Source organism: Spirosoma flavum (assembly GCF_042686045.1).
GTDB lineage: Bacteria > Bacteroidota > Bacteroidia > Cytophagales > Spirosomataceae > Spirosoma > Spirosoma flavum.
The window spans coordinates 533,376-554,424 of record NZ_JBHUOM010000001.1; the positions used below are offsets into that span (position 1 = coordinate 533,376).

Annotated in this window: 17 protein-coding genes; 4 read left to right on the forward strand and 13 right to left on the reverse strand. The window is 47.1% G+C overall.

Features of this window, described 5'->3' with window-relative positions:
• Positions 1-3: 3 nt before the first annotated feature.
• From gldG to ACFS25_RS02095, 3 genes are all read right to left on the reverse strand, one after another.
• Positions 4-1,671, reverse strand: coding sequence for a gliding motility-associated ABC transporter substrate-binding protein GldG (gene gldG, locus ACFS25_RS02085; RefSeq protein WP_381496746.1), 1,668 nt, complete (start codon positions 1,669-1,671; stop codon positions 4-6).
• Positions 1,672-1,741: 70 nt separating this feature from the next.
• Positions 1,742-1,990 carry a hypothetical protein gene (locus ACFS25_RS02090; RefSeq protein ID WP_381496747.1) on the reverse strand — a complete coding sequence of 83 codons (249 nt, stop codon included), beginning with the start codon at positions 1,988-1,990 and terminating at the stop codon, positions 1,742-1,744.
• Between the two features lie 84 nt (positions 1,991-2,074).
• Positions 2,075-4,969, reverse strand: coding sequence for a putative LPS assembly protein LptD (locus ACFS25_RS02095; protein ID WP_381497405.1), 2,895 nt, complete (start codon positions 4,967-4,969; stop codon positions 2,075-2,077).
• A 979-nt stretch (positions 4,970-5,948) separates the two neighbouring features.
• Between ACFS25_RS02095 and ACFS25_RS02100 the strand changes: the two genes are divergently transcribed.
• Entirely contained in the window at positions 5,949-6,869 is a 921-nt protein-coding gene (locus ACFS25_RS02100) for an N-acetylmuramoyl-L-alanine amidase family protein (protein WP_381496748.1), read from the forward strand.
• 169 nt (positions 6,870-7,038) lie between these two features.
• Positions 7,039-8,043: an MlaD family protein gene (locus ACFS25_RS02105; RefSeq protein ID WP_381496749.1), complete on the forward strand. Its 1,005-nt coding sequence runs from the start codon at positions 7,039-7,041 to the stop codon at positions 8,041-8,043.
• Between the two features lie 150 nt (positions 8,044-8,193).
• On the opposite strand, the gene ACFS25_RS02110 is transcribed toward ACFS25_RS02105, so the two are convergent.
• Complete coding sequence (locus tag ACFS25_RS02110) at positions 8,194-11,247, reverse strand: VPS10 domain-containing protein (protein WP_381497406.1); 3,054 nt, start codon at positions 11,245-11,247, stop codon at positions 8,194-8,196.
• A 547-nt stretch (positions 11,248-11,794) separates the two neighbouring features.
• Here ACFS25_RS02110 and ACFS25_RS02115 point away from each other — a divergent pair.
• Together ACFS25_RS02115 and ACFS25_RS02120 are read left to right on the forward strand one after the other, a co-directional pair.
• Complete coding sequence (locus tag ACFS25_RS02115; RefSeq protein ID WP_381496750.1) at positions 11,795-13,405, forward strand: acyl-CoA carboxylase subunit beta; 1,611 nt, start codon at positions 11,795-11,797, stop codon at positions 13,403-13,405.
• A 329-nt stretch (positions 13,406-13,734) separates the two neighbouring features.
• The gene (locus ACFS25_RS02120) at positions 13,735-14,307 is read left to right on the forward strand and encodes a dTDP-4-dehydrorhamnose 3,5-epimerase family protein (RefSeq protein WP_381496751.1); all 573 of its coding nucleotides are present in this window, start codon (positions 13,735-13,737) and stop codon (positions 14,305-14,307) included.
• On the opposite strand, the gene ACFS25_RS02125 is transcribed toward ACFS25_RS02120, so the two are convergent.
• The 9 genes from ACFS25_RS02125 to ACFS25_RS02165 form a co-directional block, all read right to left on the reverse strand.
• Positions 14,222-15,115 carry a glycosyltransferase family 2 protein gene (locus tag ACFS25_RS02125; protein ID WP_381496752.1) on the reverse strand — a complete coding sequence of 298 codons (894 nt, stop codon included), beginning with the start codon at positions 15,113-15,115 and terminating at the stop codon, positions 14,222-14,224. The genes ACFS25_RS02120 and ACFS25_RS02125 overlap by 86 nt on opposite strands.
• A 27-nt stretch (positions 15,116-15,142) precedes the next feature.
• Positions 15,143-16,042: a Gfo/Idh/MocA family protein gene (locus tag ACFS25_RS02130; protein ID WP_381496753.1), complete on the reverse strand. Its 900-nt coding sequence runs from the start codon at positions 16,040-16,042 to the stop codon at positions 15,143-15,145.
• Positions 16,043-16,119: 77 nt separating this feature from the next.
• Positions 16,120-16,554, reverse strand: a complete 435-nt coding sequence (locus tag ACFS25_RS02135; protein WP_381496754.1) for a c-type cytochrome — start codon at positions 16,552-16,554, stop codon at positions 16,120-16,122.
• A gap of 29 nt (positions 16,555-16,583) precedes the next feature.
• On the reverse strand, positions 16,584-17,171 hold the full coding sequence (gene gldD / locus ACFS25_RS02140) for a gliding motility lipoprotein GldD (protein ID WP_381496755.1): 588 nt from the start codon (positions 17,169-17,171) through the stop codon (positions 16,584-16,586).
• 95 nt (positions 17,172-17,266) lie between these two features.
• Entirely contained in the window at positions 17,267-17,557 is a 291-nt protein-coding gene (locus tag ACFS25_RS02145; protein ID WP_381496756.1) for a hypothetical protein, read from the reverse strand.
• Between the two features lie 63 nt (positions 17,558-17,620).
• Complete coding sequence (locus ACFS25_RS02150; protein WP_381496757.1) at positions 17,621-18,400, reverse strand: TIGR00266 family protein; 780 nt, start codon at positions 18,398-18,400, stop codon at positions 17,621-17,623.
• Positions 18,401-18,530: 130 nt separating this feature from the next.
• Positions 18,531-18,821 carry a hypothetical protein gene (locus tag ACFS25_RS02155; protein ID WP_381496758.1) on the reverse strand — a complete coding sequence of 97 codons (291 nt, stop codon included), beginning with the start codon at positions 18,819-18,821 and terminating at the stop codon, positions 18,531-18,533.
• Positions 18,822-18,936: 115 nt separating this feature from the next.
• Positions 18,937-20,478, reverse strand: coding sequence for a glutamate--tRNA ligase (gene gltX, locus ACFS25_RS02160; RefSeq protein ID WP_381496759.1), 1,542 nt, complete (start codon positions 20,476-20,478; stop codon positions 18,937-18,939).
• Between the two features lie 84 nt (positions 20,479-20,562).
• Entirely contained in the window at positions 20,563-20,931 is a 369-nt protein-coding gene (locus ACFS25_RS02165; RefSeq protein WP_381496760.1) for a Rid family detoxifying hydrolase, read from the reverse strand.
• Between the last annotated feature and the right edge of the window lie 118 nt (positions 20,932-21,049).

Sequence of the window (21,049 nt, forward strand, 5' to 3'; positions counted from 1 at the left end):
AGATTATCGTCCATACCGTCGGCGCCGAACCACTTGCCAAATAAATCCAATAACCCCGACTAAAACCAGCGGCCCGATTAAGTTGAGAAACTGCCAACCGGTGCGGTTAGCATCGACCCGGATTTTGTCTAATGGGCGAAGGGTTACCGTGCGGGAGCGGGCTGAAATAACGCCGTCTGGATCCACTAAATAATCGATAGCATTAAGCGCAAAATCTTTATTAGCGTACGTATTGCGCGTGAAGCGGTCGAAACCCAACGGGTAGGGCGTATTACGTTTGTAATCCACATCGTTCACAATCAAGTCGCCATCTGAGCAGACGAATACCCTTGATGCTACGCCTTCTGCCCGAAAACTCCTTGCGCGGGGATCACCCGGTAAAATTCGGTTTGCAAACAGCGACTGGAATCGGCCTTCGAGTAAACACCCAATAATTTTGACCCCTTCATTGTACGTTTTAGGGTCGGGTTGTTGACGCGCTTCATTGTAGGAAATTAATGCCGGAGCTTTCAGCACCTTCGTGTAAGGCGACGTTAAAAGCAACGGTGTTTTTTGTATGCCCTGTGCTTGTACCGTATCGAGTGTACTAATAAATCGGCCTAACACAGCGTCAAGATTGCGCACGATGGGATTACCTGACGAACCGAAATTATTGAGCAGAGGATAGAACCGCCAGGGCATCAACTGAATATTTGGCTTATCGCCCAGATTGCCCACATTGAGCGGAATTGATGCACAGTAGAGATCTTTCACCACATCGCGGTTAAGTCGAATACCCCAGCGAAAAAATAAATCGTCGAGATTTAGGCTAATGGGTTGGGCATAGGTGCCTTCATTATTGACGCTATCCACTCGCTGACCATCCACGAAAAATAAGGCCCGTCCCCCGTTTACAACAAACTGATCGAGTTTAAAAATCTCCTCCTCCGAAAATGGTTTGTCAGGCTTTGGTACAATCACGGCATCCAGACCAGCAATAGGACCGGGTTTAGCCATATCTACAAAAAATAGATCGTAATTCTGTTGCACCGATGCCAGCAAATCGGCGAAGCGTGACGGGGGAACCTGCGTATGGCCGTAGAGTAATCCAACGCGTCGTCGGTTACCTTCGGTTTGGGTTAATTTTCGAATGGCCGAGGCCAGTTGAAATTCTACACCTTCGTAGGATTGGTTGAGCTGTTCTTCAGGTGTAGCCGTTTTATTGCCCTTCAATAACTGGACGGCTGTTTCCTGACCTTTATAAGAGACAACAGCCCCCGGAAATACCAGTTTTTCGGTCCGTTTTCCGCCTTCACTAGCAAAGAGATTGGTTGGCAGTAAGCCTCGTTGCTGTAGTTTGTCGATGAGTTTATTTTTCTCATCCGTGTTAGTAACAAGGGCGGGGTCAATAAATCGGTAGGTAACGGTCTTACCCGCACGGGCCTCAAACTCGTCTAATGTCTCATGGACGGCACTTTCGAGTCGTTTGAAAGCAGGCGGGAGGTCGCCTGTCAGATATACATCAATATGAATATCGTCGGGCAGATTAGCCAGCAGCGTTTGGGTGGCTTTGGAGAGCGTGAACCGTTTTTCCTGCGTTAAATCGAGTCGAAAAAAGACGAATGCCGACAGAATATTGACGGCAATTAACGCGGCAATAATAAAGAGTGTGCGCAGAGAAGCGGATTTCATACGGGACTTTAACGAACAACTAAACCAACATGGTCTTTAGAATCGCTCCGACAGTACAATTTATCAGGGTTTAATTTAACCTCAGTTCGGGGATGGTTGTTAGGTTAATGGTTTTAGCATCGTCCTGAGCAGCCTGTATCGTGTCAATTTTGCCTGGCGCAATACCCATTTCCTTCATGAGTCGATGCTGGCAGACTTCAATATAAACCAGTCGAGCCACAATCTGACTCATTCGCGTGTCTTGTTCGTCCTGCCGGGCCAGTAGGTAAGCCGTTTTTTCTTCCAACTCGTCAAGGCGTTGTTTGTCGCGGTCAGTCATAGTTTGTTACGGTAAGAGTTCTTGCAGCAAGTTAGTCTTATTTGAGTGGCTTTTGTTTACGCCTTAACAGGCTGATTACCTGTCCTAAAACCCACCTCTATCGTAGAAACTCCGGCGACGACTGAGTTTGAGTTCCTGAAGGATGGATGACCGCGCTCGTAGGTCGAATGAGTAATTACCCGAACGGAAGTTATTGCCCGAATAAGGTGTCCAGTTAAACGCCATTTCCCAGCAGTGTAAATCACGGTTGATGCCAATAGTTGTCAGCGTTGGACTATGGAATTGAAAGTCGTAACCTGTATTGACCGTGATTTTCCATTTGGGCGTCAGACTCAGATCGCCGGTAAGTGTAAGCGCCTGAATTACTTGCGATATTTCGGGCGTCAGTTTGGTTAGGCTAAATGTATAACTGACATTCATTGTCCAGGGGACGTTAAAATCAACGTATAACTCGGGGTTATTATTGATTGATTTCATCGTCGCGTCGGATGCGTTCGGGCTGACTTTCTTTTTGTCGGCTTGTTTCGGCGCAAAGCGAGCGCTAACGTAAGCCTGCAAATTCGTCATGCGTAGCAACCCTTGTCCTGCCTGAAAGGCGTATAAATTGGGTACCCGAATGTACTGCTGATCGACGTAAGGCTGTCTGATTGCCAAGATTGAGGGCGAGTAGGATAGGGGCGTTATAGTCGTTGTAGGGAAATAATACTGAGCCGTTCCGCCGTAAGCGCGAGAAGCATACGGATCGAATGTAGAGGAGAAGTTAAAACTAACGTTCTTGAAAATCTGCGTATTGGCACTGACCGAAAGGGGCGATAATTTATAATCGGGAGCCAGCAGGTTATAACTTCCATTGATACTCAGGTTGTCAAAAATGGGAATCTTCTTGAAATCCTGCCCGGACGAATCACTGCGGGTACGAACTTTCATCTCCAGCTGATTTACGATACCAAACGAGATAAAAGCTGATTGCGTACTCGATGAACTGGTACTGCCGCCCAGTCCCCGAAATACGGATAATGTTCGGCGGTAAGCCGGTAAATTGGCTAATACCCCTTCTGCGGGAAGTACCTGAAACTGTCCAAAAGATGGATTCGTAAAATCAGGTACATAACTGAATGAAATAGATGGAGCAACGGTATGGCGAATGGCCTCAATGCGCTTACCACGGATGAAATACGTACCGTAAAAGCGGGTGTTCATGCTGGCGTTAACCGAAAAATTATACGAGGGGAAAAATCCCGGTATCGTATCAATTTTCACGGCAGTTTTTTCATTATTTGGATTATATCTCAGTTTTTTATCATAAATATTGCCTTGCAACGAGAAGCCCGGTGTCACGTTAATGTAGCGGAATAGCTTAATATTGGGCAGTGAAATAGGTATACTGTACTGGGCTTGGACTACCCGGTTTTTCAAGATCCGGGCGGCATTCGCGGCACTAAACGCAATTAGAGTTGGGTCGGCTTCGACAATACCCAGCCGCAGATTAAGAGCCCGCCGGGTACTGTCTTCAATGCGCTGAAGCGTATTAACCGTTGTTATGTTGGTAAGGACCGGGAAGCCCAGACCCGTTGTGTCAACCTGTGTTTTGATGGTGTTACTAACCCCAATTGACCCGCTGACATCTAACCCTACCCGGAAACTTTCATACCAACGACCCGTGCCGCCTTTGAGAGCAAAAGGGGCAATCTGGTTAACGCCAAAGTTGAAATTCGTGGATACATCGGTTTTCCCATTTTCACGAATGCCCGTTTTCTGGTTTACCTGTCCAAACTGCTGGTTAACACGTATGTTGGCTCCTGCCCGAACATATTGTCCGAATGTGCGGCTATACTGCACCGATGAACCCGCTACGTTAGAAATGTACGATTGTGTACTATAGGAGTTAAATTGGTTATAACTATTGCTGCTGACGTTAACGTTGGCCGAGAAACTACCCCGACCGCGTGGCACCGGTGAGTGCGACCAAGTAAAGGAAAAATCGTTACGTGGAGTTTGGGTTGTATCGACCCGGTCGCCGGAACGGTTGCGGTTGAATTGTAAATTCACGCTTCCGCTGTAGCGATATCGTTTGTTGTAAGCCGACGATAGTCCTAATCCCCAACTTCCCCGCGAGTAAATCTGCCCTTTAAATTGCAGTCCCAGATTTTCGTTCACGGCCCAATAATAGCCACCATCACGCAGGTAGAAGCCCCGCCCGTTGGGTTCTTCGCCATATTGCGGCACGATAATGCCGGAAACACCAATCTCTTTTCGTTTTGGAAACGGGAAAAAACCGAAAGGCAAGCCAATAGGCAATGGAATCTGGTTTATGACTAAATTAAACGGACCGGCCACAACCTGCTTGTTGTGAATAACCTTTAGTTTACTGGCATTAATGTGAAAGTGGGGCGTTGCCAGATTACAAGTCGTGTAAATCGCCCGACCAATATAGAGGTTGTCCTCATCGTCTTTCTTAACGGTTTGCCCACGAATGTTTCCTTCGCCCTGCTGGGTGATAACGCCCTGAATACGACCCTTGCGGGATTTGAAATTATAGCGAATCTCTTTCGCATCGTATTTTCCTTCGCCATCCTGAAACACTGGCCGCCCAATCAGTTTTTTTGCTGTCGAATCAAATCGGCCTTTGGCATACACCTCATTGGTGAGGTAATTCAACCGGATATAATCGGCTTTAAGTGAAATATCGCCGTAGATTACACTAGCATCCCCAAATAGCTCAACCGTTCGTCCGTCGGCTGAATAGAATGTTGAATCTTTGGCTTGGTATTTGACCGTTGTCTTAAATGAGTCGGCGGTTTTGGTTGAGTCATTTTGAGCTGAATCACGCAGCGCAACCTGTGATGAATCGGCGCTAAGACTTGTTTGATCTGGTTTAGCTTGGCCCGGCTTAAGTTGGGTTTGTGGACGTACTTCATTAGGGGACACAACTCCCGGTATAAACTGGCCCGGTTTGGCCTTGTTGATTTTTTGAACCAGACTCGTTTGCGAACGCGGGGGGGTAGTAAGCGTCTTTGGTTTTACGCTGATCGATTGACTTTTGGTTTGAATTGAGTCTTTGGGAGCTACGGCAGTGGTCACTGTACGTAGCGAATCAGTGCTACCAGCTCTTTGGTTTGGTTTCTGCGGAGAAAGACCAGGTTGGTCAGGCTTGGTTTGACTTGGCGAACGGACAACACCCGGTTGAATACTGTCAGGTTGGACAGGTTTAGGCGGCACTTGAACAACCGGATTCGTTTTATCAGGGGTTGCCTGTCGTGGATCGCTGGTAAGAGTGAAGAAACGTTGTTGTACCTGAACTGAATTGATTGGCAGGATACTTGATACTAGTTGTCTTGGTTGAATCTGTTTAGGTTTCAACCGGGCTAGTTTAGCTATCTTGACGGGACTAACGTTTGTCGAATCAGCCAGCGCTACTGCCCGTTCCGTCTGACGCGAACGAATAGAGTCTAGTTTTGCAGGGCGAGCAACATTCGATGGAAGTACGTCCTTGCGCTTCGATGGGCTGGGGCCGAGACGATTAGGTGCGGAGTATTGTGGATTCAGTTCCCGTTCTAAATCGCTCTCTTGTCCTGCTCCAGTTTGTGAATTGGGAAGAGTAATGACGCCCGACGAAGGGCCAATGATGACTTTACCACCTGATTTTTTTTTGGATGGTGGTGTAGTATCGTTGGCTGCTACCGATGCTGCGCTTTGTACCCGCTGCGCTGGAACGATAGCGGATGATAAACCGCCTTTTGCAGTCTTTGGGGGCGTTGTTTTGCTCTGCCCTAACGCGTTAAACGTCCAGAGTAGCCAGACAAGGCAGCCTAAAGCCTTTATCCATATTGGTCGTATCCGCGAGGGCCGCAAAATAAAGTATCCTTTTTTCAGGTTTATTAAAAAAATTATATTTGCCAAAAGACCGTTAAGTCTATTGCTTACAAAGGTATTCACGAACCGTTATCCCGCTACCGCTTTGAAACGTTTTTGGTCGTTAAAAATTATTAAATCAACTGGCATTCAGATTTCGGCAACGTCTCCCGGAATAGTGACAACAGTAGCTCTATTGGTCTTGCCTTTATTAGCCCTTACTACGCCAGATGTTTTATCGCCTGTGTTGACGCAAGACACTGTTCGTCGGTCTGGGACGCAGGAAACCGAAACGACACCAGCTGCTGATGACGCGCCTAACCAGCTACGTACGGTCGTGCTTGATGCTGGCCATGGTGGTAAAGATCCCGGTACGCACGGTCGTTACGTCAAAGAGAAAAATATCAATCTGGACCTAATCCTGCAATTGGGCCGGAAAATTAAGAATAAGCATCCAAACATCCGGGTTATTTATACCCGCTCATCTGACCACTTTGTTGATTTATACGAACGGGGCGCAATTGCCAACCGTAACCGGGCCGATTTATTCATTTCTATTCATTGCAATGCCAGCCCATCGAGCAGTCAGGTAAATGGTACTGAAACGTATACATTAGGACTGCACAAAACGCAACGTAACCTTGACGTAGCCCGACGCGAGAACGCTGTAATTCTGCAGGAAAAGAACTATCAGCAGACTTATAAGGGGTTTGACCCGAATTCACCTCTGGCGACTATTATGCTGGCTAATTACCAGCACGCCTTTATGGGCAGCAGCATTAATTTCGCCGAAAAAATTGAGCATAGCTTTCGTCGTGATGCCGAACGGAAGAGCAATGGCGTTAAACAGGCTGGGTTTATCGTGCTGTGGAAAGCGACAATGCCCAGCGTTCTGATCGAATCCGGTTACCTGACTAATCCATCCGAAGAGAACTATTTAAGGTCAGCGGAAGGGCAGGATGAGATTTCGTCTGCTATTTATAAAGCCTTTTTGCAATACAAACAGGAAGTTGAAGCAGGGGGGTAGATGTAACCTGATTATCGTAAATGTAGATAATAGAGTGCGTTGTAGGTTTCGCTTACTTCATCCACTCCACTAAATTCACTAATCTTTGGGACAAATGCCCTCGAAAGTTGGTTATAAGGTCAATCAAATTGATTAGCCTATCCTATAGGCTGTTCACCTTCACACACGCATGAAAGTTTCGCAGGAAGTAAAAGTAGGCTTATTAGCTGTCGTCTCGCTGATGATGCTCTATTTTGGATTTACATTTTTGAAAGGCTCTGACTTCTTCTCCTCTACGCGTAAGTACAAGGTTGTTTATGACAATATTGATGGGTTAGTCGCATCTAATCCAATAACAATCAATGGCTTAACAGTAGGACAGGTAAAAAGCATTGAGATCCTACAGAACCAGCGGAATAAGCTGTTGGTTGTGCTGGAAATTAAAAATGGAATTATAGTTACGAAAGGATCACGAGCGGTCTTGGCTGACGATGGACTGCTGGGTGGGAAGTTAATACGGCTTGGTATTAGTTATGGTACGCCCCAACTCGAAGACGGGGGGATGTTGGTTGCGGCTAAAGAGTCGGGTCTTTCAGCGTTGATTCGGGAAAAAACGCTACCCGTACTTAATAATGTGGATTCCCTAACCTACCAGCTTAACCGCGTTGTGGCGCAGTTTGATCAAACAGGCGTGGTCTTGAACCAAACCCTCCACAGTGCCAATGCTGCCGTTGGTGCGCTAGGACTAACCGTTTCCGAAAACCGGGCGGGGTTGCAGGCAACACTCGCCAATGTAAACAAGTTGTCATCGTCGCTTATCGAAACCGAAAAGCAATTAAAGCCCATTCTGGCTAAAGCCGATAATTTTGCCGACTCGCTTCAGGGACTGCAATTGAAGCAAACGCTTTCAAGCGTTAATAAAACGGTTGGTAACCTGCAGCATATTCTGGCTGATATTAATAGCGGGCGTGGCTCATTGGGTAAATTAACCACGGATGAAGCACTCTATACCAACGTCAATAAAACAACGGCAAGCCTCGAAAAGCTTTTAACCGATTTCCGCGAGAACCCCAAACGCTACGTGCATTTTTCGCTCTTTGGCCGTAAAGAGAAACCTGTTGTAACGCCCGACGCTAGTACGACTAGTACAACATCCAGCATTGTGCCTACAACGGCAGACTCAACAAAGAAGTAAGGGCTCTTGTATTCCTCGCACTTTGGTCGTAAAAACCTATTGAACAACTCTGGAATAAAAATAACCGGGTTCGCTTCGACGCCCAATATATGGCTGAAGTGAACCCGGCTGGACTGCATCAATACTGCTTTGCTTTGTCAGATAGGGTACTTAATTGACAAGGACGACTCCTTTATCCTTGGCCATTTGATTGATACGGAGGAGATTGCTTTCTATACTCATTTTTAGTTTTCCTAATTCTTCATCCACCGCTTGTGTTAGTTTGCTGCGCACTTCTTCGCCTTGTTTGGTGGGGCGGTAATCGCCCTTGGCTTGCTCAGTCATAAGGTGGGCAAGGCGGTTGTTAAGCTTAATTCCATAGTTAAGTGGATCCTGAACGCTGCTGTTTTTAGTCTGGTGGATGTCGTTTTCTATCGTCTTGAGTTCATCCTCAAATTTTTTTATTGCCTCATTCAAGTCTTTGTTTTTCTCGTCAGACCCCATTTTGTTCTTGAGATAAGTCAGATCATCCTTAATTTTTCGTAGATTGATAATGCCTTCATTAGCCTCAGACACCTTATCGCGCACCTTCATTAAGAAGTCGAACTGGGCTTGAAAGTCGTCTGGCGTTGTTTTTAGGCGAGGGTCTTTAAGGATCTCAAAGGATTGTGTTTGCGACTGCCCGTTTACCGTTAGCCGGACCTGATATTTTCCGGGTACGGCTTTGGGACCCAGATTGGGGGAATCGTAGAAAACCATGCCGGGAAACGTCTTGTAGCCAGGGTAATGCATATCCCACACAAAGCGGGCACCCCCTGATTTGATCTTCAACTGGTCAGCTTTTTCCTTTGCCTTATTGCTAAACGTACGAATCGTGCTTCCATCACTCGCCAGAATGTCGAGTTTGACCTCGGTTGCGGGGGCTACTTTTTTTATGAAGTAATGAATCATAACGCCGTTGGGGTGGTTTTCGCCTTCTAGCTGAGCACCTCGTTTATCGCTGCCTGCCATGCGGTATGAAGGCATAGGTTGGTATAAAATGACCTCTTTCGAGGCTATTTCGCTGTTGAGCTGGTGTAAAGGCGTGAGATCATCAATGAGCCAGAAACTACGTCCGTGGGTAGCGGCAATGAGATTGTCATTTTTTATGGCCAAATCATGAATGGGTACAGGGGGTAGGTTAAGCTGTAGTTTCGACCAGTTTTCGCCGTCGTCAAAAGAAACCCAAACTCCTTTTTCTGTCCCGGCATAAAGCAACCCTTTGCGCTTGGGGTCTGCCCGGACTACCCGCACAAACTCGTCTTTGGGAATGCCTTTTGTTGGTACAGTCCAGGTTTTACCATAATTCAGCGTTTTGTAGATATACGGTGTGTAATCGCCAAATTTGTAAGAAGTCGCAGCAACATAAGCGCCACCCTTTACGAATGGATTTACTTCCACGGCATTAATCATGTTGAACTTCGGTGACATAGGCGGGGTGATATTTTTCCAGTTTTTACCACCGTCTGTCGTCACATGAACAAGGCCGTCATCTGAACCAGTCCAAATTTCACCTTCATTATAGGGCGATTCTGTTGCTGCAAAAACATTGGCGTAATATTCGGCCCCTGTGTTGTCCTGCGTAATAGGACCGCCCGACGATTTGATTGTTTCTGGCTCTCCTCTTGATAAATCGGGGCTAATAACTTCCCAACTTTCTCCACCTGTGTAGCTGACATGCAGATGGTTTGACCCGGCATAAATCTTTTTTGGATTATGTGGACTAAAAAAGACCGGATAATTCCAGTTGAATCGATATTTCATCTGCTCAACGCCCGAACCAGCCGGCAGGTCGGGGTAAACGTTGGTGGAACGTTCCTGTCCGGTAGCAATGTCCTGCATAGTCATATACCCTTTGAAATCACCACCAAAAACTACTTCGCTGTTCAGCGGGTCGGGTGCTAAGTGAGCACTTTCGCCAATGGCTAAAGCCACCCAATCTTTTTCAGTGACGGCAGCACTACCCGTACGGTGCAAAATTCTGACACTGGTATTGTCCTGCTGTGCGCCATAAATACGATACGGGAAATGGTTGTCGGTAGAGACACGATAGAACTGCGCCGTTGGTTGATTATAATACGTTGTCCAATTATTGCCGCCATCTGTCGATACCTGTGCGCCACCGTCATCGGCAATAGCCATGCGTCTGTTGTTGTTCGGATCAATCCAAAGGTCGTGGTGGTCGCCATGAGGGGCATCTTTTAGTTCAAACGTTTTGCCACCATCTTTCGAAATACCATAGCTAACGTTCATCACATAGACCATGTCTTCGTTTTGCGAATCGGCATAAATGCGGCAGTAATACCAGGCTCGTTGCAGCAAAGCGCGATCCTGATTGATTCGAGCCCATATTTTACCCGCATCATCAGACCTGTAAACCCCACCTGCTTCTTTGTTTTCGATAATTGCCCACACCCGATTTGAATTTTTTGGCGAAACCGTCACACCAATAACGCCATTCGTGCCAGTTGGCATCCCGGCTTTGTCGGAGAGGTTTTCCCAAGTATCGCCACCATCTGTACTTTTCCACAACTTAGAATCTGGCCCGCCACTATCCATGCGATAGCCGTTGCGCTTCATGTTCCAGGTGCTTGCGTACATAATGCGAGGATTGTTGGGGTCAAGCACCAAATCGGCGGCTCCTGCCTGGTCATTGATGTACAATACCTTTTTCCAGGTCTGTCCGCCGTCGGTGCTGCGAAAAATACCCCGCATGTCATTGGGCTTCCACAAATTACCCATTGCCGCTACATACACTATATCGGGATTTTTAGGGTGGATGCGAATCCGGGCAATATGCTTTGAGTCGGTCAATCCTATGTGTTTCCAGCTTGTGCCCGCATCGGTAGATCGCCACATGCCCGCGCCCGATGCTACATTGTTACGCAACGTTTGCTCCCCCTCGCCTGCATAAATTACGTTTGGATCGCTTTCAGCCACAGCCACAGCACCAATCGTTCCTCCAAAATAATTATCTGTGATATTCCCCCATGTTTGACCGCCATCAACTGTCCGCCAGACGCCCCCGCCAACGGTACCCATGTAATATAAGTTAGGATTGTCTTTTACGCCCGTAACGGTACAGGAACGTCCTCCCCGGAAAGGCCCCAATTCCCGCCAATGCAAACCTTCATACGTAGAAGGGTCAAAGGTCAAAGCCGTTGTCGATTTCTGCGGCTGACCCATTGATAAGTGGGTAATAAAAAGGGTCAAAAAGAGGTAAAAGGTAGACTTTTTCATGCGAAAATGGGATTGGTGCTCAAGCTTTTTTGTAGTAGGTTTTCGTGCAGCGAAGGTGTGTTCAACTAGACAGACAGTATCAAAATCAGCCATTTTTGCAGATCCAAGTTTTGTAGCAGTCAGGCTTAAACAATTTTTTATGATGCCTAACTGAAATTCTAACAAACTTAGTAAACAAGTATAATTCTATTAGATAATAAGTTGAATTTCCTTATATTATATTGAAAAATCAGTAAATAGAGAAATTAAATTTTAGGCTAAGTTCTTTTTGGTTATGTGTAGTATAGAAAGTAAGCTCATTGCTGCTGACTACTAAATGAGTCGTAATAAGAGTAGCTTACACCCACGAGGTATAAATCAGGCAGTTATCATTAGCTGAGAACGCTGGCAAAATGTAGTATTGGCAATAGACCGTCAAGTTTTGCTACCAGCAACAACTCGTTTATATTGGCCGTTTATTAATTACCACCAACGGCACATATAAAATTCTTCCATGCAACCCCTTCTCGACGAACTTGCAACACGCACCGCACAGACTCAACTTGGTGGTGGGCAGAAAAAAATTGACGATCAGCACCGGAAAGGTAAGCTAACCGCTCGTGAACGAATCAATTACCTGATTGACGACGGAAAACCATTCATTGAAATCGGCCTGTTTACCGGCGATGGGTTATATGTTGAACATGGTGGCTGCCCATCAGGTGGTGTCGTCGTGGGCATTGGATATGTGTCAGGTCGGCAATGTGTAATCGTCGCTAATGATGCGACCGTGAAAGCTGGAGCCTGGTTTCCAATTACGGCTAAAAAGAACCTCCGGTCGCAGGAAATAGCCATGGAGAATCGGCTGCCTATCATTTATTTAGTCGATAGTGCGGGTGTTTATTTGCCCTTACAGGATGAGGTTTTCGCTGATAAAGAACACTTCGGGCGAACGTTCCGAAACAATGCGCACCTCTCAGCAATGGGCATTTTGCAGGTTGCCGCCATCATGGGAAGTTGTGTGGCGGGCGGGGCTTATTTGCCGATAATGTCTGACGAAGCCCTGATTGTTGAAGGAACAGGATCTATTTTTCTGGCTGGCCCTTACCTCGTCAAAGCCTCAATTGGCGAAGATGTAGACGCCGAAACCCTTGGTGGTGCTTCTACACATACTGATATTTCGGGCGTGGTAGACAATAAATATCCAGATGACAAGAGTTGCCTTGACGCTATCAAACGCATTTTTGATAAAACAGGCCATCAAGCAACGGCTGGTTTTGATCGTACTGAACCCGCTTTGCCAACTAAAAACCCCGATGATATTTACCAGATTCTACCTGCTGACCGCGTCAAGCCCTACGACATGCAGGAAATTGTGGATAGACTTGTGGATAACTCGGATTTCGACGCGTATAAACCCGGTTATGGACAGTCATTGCTTTGTGGATATGCCCGAATTGATGGGTGGGCAGTAGGTATAGTCGCCAATCAGCGGAAAGTCGTGAAGGCGAAAGGCCGGACAGGACAACCAACCGAAATGCAGATGGGAGGGGTTATCTACGGCGATGCCGCCGATAAAGCAGCCCGGTTTATTATGAACTGTAACCAGAAACGGATTCCACTGGTGTTTTTGCAGGACGTATCGGGCTTCATGGTTGGGAGCCGGGCCGAGCAAGGCGGTATCATTAAAGACGGTGCTAAGATGGTTAGCGCCATGGCTAATTCAGTTGTGCCAAAATTTACGGTTGTTGTGGGGAATAGCTATGGTGCAGGCAATTATGCTATGTGCGGCAAAGCATATGACCCCCGCTTAATGTTGGCGTGGCCCACGGCACAAATGGCTGTGATGAGTGGAGCCGCAGCCGCAAAAACATTGCTCCAGATTCAGGTGGCGGGGCAGAAAGCAAAAGGTCAGCCTATGACGCCTGAGGAAGAGCAGGCCCAATTGAAAAAAATAACGGATCAGTACAACAGCCAACTCTCACCTTATTATGCAGCCGCCCGGCTTTGGGTTGATGCAATCATTGACCCGCTTCAGACTAGGCAAATTCTTTCAGAAGGCATTGCTGCCGCTAATCACGCGCCCATTACGAAGCATTTTTCGGTAGGAGTTATACAAACCTGATGCTTTTTCTCATGTTTGTATACAAGTATTTGAAAAATCTGCGAATCTGACTATTTTTGGCTCTCCTATATTCAATAAAGCCGTATACTATGGAGGTACTTGCTCACCGGTTAGCGCGTTTTATGTTACATATATTACCAACTGGTGGCGTAATGGATTATGTCGCAATCGGTACAACGCCTTTGAAAAGCAACTACAGTTTCACTCAGTACGTCAGTATTTCTGTAAGATTACTCCGCCCAATAGCGCCTTTATGGACGCTTTCTGGAAAATAGAATTAATGTAACTGTATCGTCAATGTATGTATTGGCGCATGATGTTTTCTATTGATGCAAACTCAACAAATCACGCATACATCAAAGCAAATAGCCGGATTAGCTCTTAAGGATGTTGAGTTGAAAGAGATGACCGAAACCTGTGATCAACGCGGATCGTTCACTGAAACCTTTGCTGATCATTGGGGATCGGGCATTGCGCCGACACAGTGGAGTATGGTTCGTTCGGAGGCCCATGTGTTGCGGGGGTTGCACATTCACCAACGGCACGACGAGTATTTCAGCCTGATTCAAGGACATTGTCTGGTAGGGTTACACGATGTCCGGCCTACGTCGCCCACTTACCTGCAATATGCCCTTTACGAATTGTTTGGAACCGACCTGAAGGCGGTTATTTTTCCGGCAGGCCTTCTGCACGGCTGGTATTTCTATACGCCTTCTATCCATTTGCAGGCTGTCTCGGAGTCGTATAACAACTATGCAAACGACGATAATCTCGGTTGCCGTTGGGATGATCCTGCTCTGGATATCCCCTGGGGCATTAGTAATCCAATTCTATCGGAGCGGGCAGCCCGTTTTCCCCCGCTTTCGGAACTGCTGGTAACTTCAGCCATTCTCGAAGTTTAGTCCTGAACCAGTCGGGCAATTCAGAAATACGCCTTCCACGTAGCAGAACCCAGCTTTCCCTGTAGCGGTTTCGTTCGTAAGCCGCGCTGATGAGCGCCTTATCCATAACAGGCTGTAACGCTGGTGGCGTTTGTAACAACGCATTCCATCGAACTAACTCTTCATAACGTTGTGCCGTTGGCCATCCTGGATGATCGTTACGTTTGAAATACAGCAGCGTAGGTTGCCAGGCTACCGCAACCCGGCAGTCAGCGTGGGCCAGCATCTGCTCCCACATATACAGGTCGGTGGGTCGATTGTTGGGTGTTGTCCGCCAGCCATAAGGTAGACGGTGGTAAAAATCAAGCCGATGTCCCGCAGCCGATAAAATTCCCCTGGCGGTTTGTGAAGGTGAAGTGAGCAGATAGGGTAGAACCAACTGCTGGTCAAGGCGAACGTAATAGTAGTTGGTCGTAACCAATGTCGCTTTTTGCAGGTGGTGAGCGAGCACTTCGAGATGATTAGGCAACCACAAATCCCGGTCACAGATATAAGCAACGAACGTTCCGCGTGCTTCCTGTAGGGCCTGATGCCTATACACCTCGCCCCGTCGGGAATGTTTTGGATGGTCGAAAAACCGAATACGATCATCCTGCCGTATCAGATCGTGAACAACAGCGCGAGTAGGTTCGTCCACGCCATCACCAATGATGAATAACTCAAACGCTTGTATTACCTGACGCCGAATACTGCTTACACATAATGGCAAAAGTAGGCCTCGGTCGGCGGTAGTTGGTAGAATAATCGTGGCCTGAATCGGCAAGCTCATAGATATAGTCAGAAGGGAATATCGTACTTAAATCAGCTGCTCAATGGCGTCGATCAGACGGGTAATCTCAATGCCTTCCAACAACGAACTAACGGGAGCTTTGCCGCCCCGAAGGTACTCAAGAAAAGCCATCAGCTCAAGCTGAAGCGGAGGAGTGGCGTCATAAAAAAGGCGTTCATGGTGCCGGTCGGTAGCCATCGTTTGGTCACTACCATACCAGATGTCAATATAATCTGTCTTTTCATCCGTGAGTACTGCTACTCCCTGAGTACCGTGGAGCCTTACCTCCCGACGTTTATCGGCATACCGGGTCGATACCTCCATGATGCAGGCCGGGTCTTCGCCTAAAAAGGCCGTCAAACCACGTATCTGCCCGTTATGCCGTTCGGCAATGGCGGCTTTAGGGGTCGGTATATACCCTAGAATCTGGAGGAAAATCGTTAGATCATGCGGAGCCAGCGTGCGTAGACTATCGGTATCAGTACGGGGGCTTGTCCAGTTCGTCCGGATGGTTTTCACAAATAATACCTGGCCGAGCTTACCAGACTGCCCTATGTCGCCCAGTAAGCGAACACCAGGGTGATACCGCCAGATGTGCATCAGAAAGGTGGGCGGTAACGGTAGACGGCCAATTGCAAGGGCATCGTCATAGGACGTAGCTAACGGCTTTTCAATGAATATTGGTTGACCCAGGTGTGCGATCTGCTCTAGTACCGATCGGTGCGTAGAAGCTGGCGTAGCTACGATCAGCCCGTCAGAAACCTGTAGTGATTGAACAGATGACGCAGTAGCGACCGCCCCCAGCACCATTGCCTGCCGACAATTCTCCGGATCTAAGTCGACTACCATTACCGGTACAGACAACTTTGTTAACGTAGTCAGGATGAGTTTTCCCCAACGCCCACAACCAATCAAGCCAATGCGCATGGATTATGATTAACTAATAGGCTTAATTAGATTGTATCATTCGATTCGTATTAACACGTAAGAATAAATCGTAGCCGTCACTTTCCCCGTACTGCCTTCACTTCATCTGCGGTAATTGCCTCCGCTTTGTTGCCAAAACTGCTCCGTATGTAAGTCAGCACGTCAGCAATTTGAGTGTCGGTCAGGAAGTCGTGGGCGGGCATAGCATTGTCGTACATGTCGCCTTCAATTTCCTTTCCCTGCAAACCTTTCAATACGACGTTAATAATCCGGCTCTTATCGCCTAAAACCCAATCTGTTTCGCGTAGGGGAGGATTGAGGTTCGGAACGCCGGAGCCGTTGGCCTGATGGCAGGTCAGGCAGTTTTGTTCATAAATAACTTGTCCGGCAGATTTAATGGCTACTGCCGAAGCTTTGGGCATTGGTTTCGCCGATAGCTTTTTAGTTTGTGCAAAGGTGCCCGAAAGCGACAGGCAGAATAGTACGGTCAGGATTAGCTTCATTGACTTCATGATGATTTTTTGGTAACGGCTTTAAATACCTACTTCCGCCATTTCAGTGTGTTGAGCAAATGCAAAATGTCTTTGCGAATGTATTGAATAACAGGTTGAAGAGAGTCGTTCTCGGTAGCCGTATTAAAGTATAACGCCCCCCGTAAGAAATGGGTTGTAGAGTCCGTCGTTATGAACTGCACTTGACTGGGCACCTCGCCTGATAAATCAATCAGACTAGCTTCTAATCCCGATTTTAGGCGGATTTTTCGCTGCTCAAACATAGATGCTTTAATTTTATGCCGAGCCGCCAATTTATAGGAATCGTCGAGCATAGCCCGCAGCCGCTTCATATCATTCCGAACGGGCTTATAAGTCAATTGAACGCTGGCTTTGTAAGCTGGATAATTGATGAAAATCCAGTCTGGTTCTGACCGGGCGAATGTATCGGGTAAAATCCGGGCAATTTTATTGTACTCAAACTGGTATGGATGCGTCGGGTCGAGTAGTTTATAACTTGGCATAGGCAAGTCGAAACGGGGATAACCTTTCGGTTTGGGGATGTAGTTCTCGGACGGGTTGCTGCCACAGGCGGCTAACAATATCCCCGTTAGTATAAAGAGTGAATACTTTATCACAGTTAATCCGGAATATGGGCAAATTGATAACTAGAAGAACGCAAAAGCCCGGCGGTTTGGTGCCGGGCTTTTGCGTAAAGTCGATAGAGATTTGCTTATACATTCACATCTTCCAGTTCTTCTTTCAGAACCGGTTGACCCATCAATGTAGCAAATCGGTTGGCGTTGAATGTGGGTTCAAACCAGACTTCACCCATGACCGGATGCTTTACCGGCACGTCAGGATTCTGAATTTCATTCAGTAGTACGCCGGTGTCGCCGGTTGTGTGACGTTTCACCTGCCGGATTGTATACATCTGGTCGCGTTTGGGCGTTTGTATACCAAACTCAGCATAAAAGGCCAATACGGGAGCCGGAAATTTATCGTTTGTGCAAATAACTTCCATATGTTGTCTCTTGCTCAATAAAACTTCACAAAGATAACAACTTGTGTAGAAAACTGTTCCCAATTAATCTTCAAACAAATTTCCTAGTTTCCCCAGTACAGAGCCGCCTTCTTTGTTGGCCTGACCACCACCGGGCGATAATCGTTGTACTAATTTAGAGATTGGCATCGACTGAATCCAGACTTTACCGGAGCCACGTAGCGTAGCCAGAAAAAGACCTTCACCCCCAAATACCATACTACGTAAACCACCCGCCCGCTGAATGTCGAAATTGATGCTCGGCTCAAACCCGACAACACATCCCGTATCGACACGTAAGGTTTCATTGTTCAATGTTCGTTCAATTACCACGCCCCCGGCATGGATAAAAACCATACCGTCGCCCTGTACTTTCTCAAGAATAAAGCCCTCACCACCAAAGAAACCGGCTCCTAACCGTTGATTAAACTGAATGCTAAGTCTCGTGCCCAAAGCCGCGCATAGAAAGGCGTCTTTCTGAACAATAAGCGTGTTGCCGTATACATTTGCCAGATTGACCGGCATGATTGTGCCGGGATACGGAGCTGAAAAAGCCACCTTCTTTTTTCCGACGCCCCGGTTTGTAAAGTGCGTCATAAATAGTGATTCGCCCATCACCACGCGAGAACCGGCCTGTAACAATTTGCCAAGAAAACCTTGATCGGGTTGTGAGCCATCGCCCATTTTGGTTTCGAACGTGATACCATCTTCCATAAATAGCATCGAGCCAGCTTCGGCAATAACAGTCTCGTTAGGGTCCAGTTCTATTTCAACGATCTGGATGTCTTCGCCAATGATTTTGTAGTCGATTTCGTGAGCGTACATAGTCAGTTTTTAGTTATCCCTAGACAGATAATAGTGGACGAAAACTACGAAATCAAGCGCATTTTACCCGTAACTTTTCGGATAAACGGTACAAAAAAAGCCCGACCGGGCGTTTTTGCGGGTCGGGCTTTTAGCGTTGGTTGATGTCGTCAGGCAAGTCGTTGTCTGTATCGTCGAAGAGCCGCTCCTCCTCGGGCAGATCTGCCGTTTCATGGGGTTCGGGGGTGCCTTTCAAATTTAGATCGGTTCGATGACGGAGTTTTTTATCATCGACGGTCTTGTTTAGGAACTGATTGATTTTATCAATATCAAAACTCGTCGTGATTTCACCGAATGAGTTAATCTGAATATCAAAGCCTTCGAGTTCTTTATGAACGCGGGGCTTTTCATTTTCATCGGGATTTGTTTTTTTCTTTGCCATCGTCGTCTGAAAGTAGATAGGAACACGGATTCAACAGATACAACGGATTTAAACGGATTGTTTCTTCATAAATCAGTTAATATCTCTTATGTCTGCCGAATCTGTGTTCTTGTGATTATGTAGTAATCGTTTTCAATGTGTTTAAGGCCTGGTCTAGACGCTTAATTGTCTCCTCTTTGCCAATGATTTCCATCGTCAGCATCAGGTCCGGACCAGCACCAGAACCCGTTAGGGCTACCCGCATGGCCTGCATAATTTTACCTTGTTTGATACCCGCCTGCTGCATCGCGTCAGCTAAGGTGTGCTTAATGTCATCGGCCAGAAACTCACCGGCAAAGGAATCTAGGGCATCCCGGAAAACCGTCACTGCCCGTACAGCATCATTGTTCCATTTAGCGGCCACAATAGCCTCATCGTAAGCTGATGGTGCAGTAAAAATTGTGTTGGCTTCGGTAAAGATTTCGTGGGCAAAATTAACGCGTCCTTTTAGTAAAGCCGAAATTTTCTCGGCTTTTTCCAATGAGCAGGTAATGCCCGCTGCTTCGGCTTGTTGCTGAACCGTGGGAGCCAGTTCGAGGTCAGAACACTGCCGAATATACTGGTGATTGAACCACTGCGCCTTCTGAATGTCGAATCGCGCTCCGGCTTTATGAACCTGCGTAAGATCGAAACTGGCAATCAGTTCATCCATCGTGAACAGTTCCTGTTCCGTACCGGGGTTCCAGCCCAGCAAAGCCAGAAAATTTATGGTTGCCTGGGGCAGATAGCCATCTTCGCGAAACCCACGCGCCACAACGCCCGTGAACGGATCTGTCCACTGCAAGGGGAACACGGGAAACCCACCGAGGTCGGCATCACGTTTGCTGAGCTTCCCGTTACCTTCGGGTTTTAATAGCAGTGGCAAATGAGCAAACTGCGGCATGGTGTCTTCCCAACCTAAATAGCGGTATAACAATACGTGTAATGGCGCTGATGGTAGCCACTCTTCGCCCCGAATCACGTGCGTAATGCCCATCAAATGGTCATCGACAATATTAGCAAGGTGGTACGTTGGTAAACCATCGGATTTTAGCAATACTTTGTCATCAATTGCCGACGAATGCACATTGACCCAACCCCGTATAAGGTCGTTCAGTCGAACTTCTTCTTTACGGGGTGTTTTGAGACGAATAACATAAGGCTCTCCTGCATCCCTTCGGGCGCGAACGTCGGCGGCCTTCATCGTCAGTGAGTTGCGCATTTGCATACGCGTTATAGAATTGTACTGCGCGGCTGGCGCGTTAGCTTCTTCGAGCCGTTTTCGCATGACATCCAACTCTTCAGCCGTATCGAAAGCATAATATGCTTTTTCCTCATCAACTAATCGCTGCGCTTCTTTTTGGTAAATTTCACGACGCTCTGACTGACGGTAAGGCGCATACGGACCCCCTATGCCCTGGCCTTCGTCGATTTCAATGCCGACCCAGCGTAAGGCTTCCAGAATATAATCTTCAGCACCTGGCACGAAGCGATTCTGGTCGGTATCTTCAATACGCAACAGCATTTTGCCGCCCATTTTCCGGGCGAATAAATAATTATAAAGCGCAGTACGCACCCCACCAATGTGCAGGGGGCCGGTTGGGCTAGGCGCGAAACGAACGCGAACGGTATTTGACATAAGAGAAAAGAGAAGAGAGGAAGGATAGGGGAAAATATAAAGAGTAGAAGCAGAGCTTACTTTTTCCGTCTCCTTGCCTCCTTTTTAGTCAACGGCAATCACTGAAATTTCAACATTAACATCCTTAGGCAGACGCGCTACTTCAACGGTTTCGCGGGCAGGCGGGTCAACGGTGAAGAACCGGCCATACACCTCATTAATAGCCGCGAAATTGTTCATGTCTTTTACGAAAATGCTACTTTTTACAACGTTGGCATAATCCAGGCCAGCAGCTTTCAAAATAGCGCCGATATTTTCCATTACTTTTTGGGTCTCGGCTTGAATGTCGCCTTTTGGGGCCAACTCGATAGCTACCTGACCTGAAACAAATAGCGTTCCATTAATTTTAACAGCCTGACTATATGGCCCAATGGGTGCCGGGGCCTGGTCGGTATAAATAATTTGTTTGCTCATGGTTTTTAGTGATGATTAGTCTGTATTGAAAAGTGGCCCGTTTAAATAGACGCAAAACCACTGTAGACTACCGGCTGACAATTAAATTGCCTGCAAGTTATCACTAAACCCCCGAATG